2 protein-coding genes are annotated in these 950 nt (G+C 59.5%); both read right to left on the bottom strand.

The genetic code is table 11. From position 1 onward, the window contains the following. Window positions 1–159: 159 nt before the first annotated feature. Window positions 160–492: a BolA family protein gene (locus NW840_RS13340; RefSeq protein WP_414344795.1), complete on the bottom strand. Its 333-nt coding sequence runs from the start codon at window positions 490–492 to the stop codon at window positions 160–162. Window positions 493–535: 43 nt separating this feature from the next. Then, window positions 536–950: DNA adenine methylase (locus NW840_RS13335; RefSeq protein ID WP_414344794.1), on the bottom strand; the 415-nt coding region annotated here is incomplete at its 5' end.

Below are 950 nucleotides of genomic sequence, written 5' to 3'. Positions count from 1 at the left end.
ACTGCGCAAGGAGCCATCCATGCGTAGCGTGGTAGGAATCTCCGGCCTTCAGGCCGGGGAGGATGTCAAGATTCCCGTTTGCGACAGCTTCAGCCCCTTTCTCAAAGGGAGAGAGGAGTTGAGGCGATGCACAGCCCGACTGGGAATGCTCCTCTTGGCTCAATTGGCTGATGAACCAGAATCCAGCCCCTGGAGTTGCTCCCACTGAGCGGGGGTAAAGGTGCGCAGGGCCAAAGCATGTAGGCGGCCATCCTGCAGGTAGGCTTTCAGGGCCTCATTCACCAGCCGGTGCTGTTTGATCAGGGGCAAGCCCTGGAATTGTTCCGCCACCACGATGGCCTGGAAATGATGGCCATCGCCGACAGTGTCTTCCACCTGCACCCTTGCGCCGGGTAGGGCAGCCCGTACCAATGCCTCAATTTCTCGTGGATCCATGCGCTGTTGTTCCCGTTGTCTCGTCGCGTCAGCGTTGCGGAGCAATAGTGTGTCCAAGCTCGAGATCCCGCCTTGGATCTCGACCTGCTCATCCATTACCCTAGACGGTTCCGGGGCAAAACGGGATCTCTTCCGGCCCACTGCAGGCGGTGGCCAGGCTGGGATGGCTCAGCACCAAGACCTCGGTGATGGGACCGCGTTTGTGGCCCTGGGCGTTGATGGCACGGCTGGCAGAGATGGTCTGGATGGGGTAATCCCGGTACAGTTCCCGCACAAAGGGGCAATCGGAATTGGAGAGCAGCACCTGCACGCCTCGGTCGGCCAATGTTCCAAACACTTCTCGCAAGCGGATCTGTTCCGCTTCGCCGAAGGCAAACCGGCTGTAGGCTGTGAAGCTGCTGCTGGCAGAAAGGGGATAGTAAGGGGGATCCAAATAGACGAAATCCCCGGGTTTGGCTCGTTCGAGCACCTGCCAAAACGGCTGCACCGCGATCTCCACGCCTTGTAAAACCCGT

The sequence above is a fragment of the Synechococcus sp. R5-13 genome (assembly GCF_047462015.1).
Classification (GTDB): domain Bacteria; phylum Cyanobacteriota; class Cyanobacteriia; order Thermostichales; family Thermostichaceae; genus Thermostichus.
Note: the sequence above shows the minus strand (reverse complement) of the source record. Positions and strands in the feature narration are given on the sequence as shown.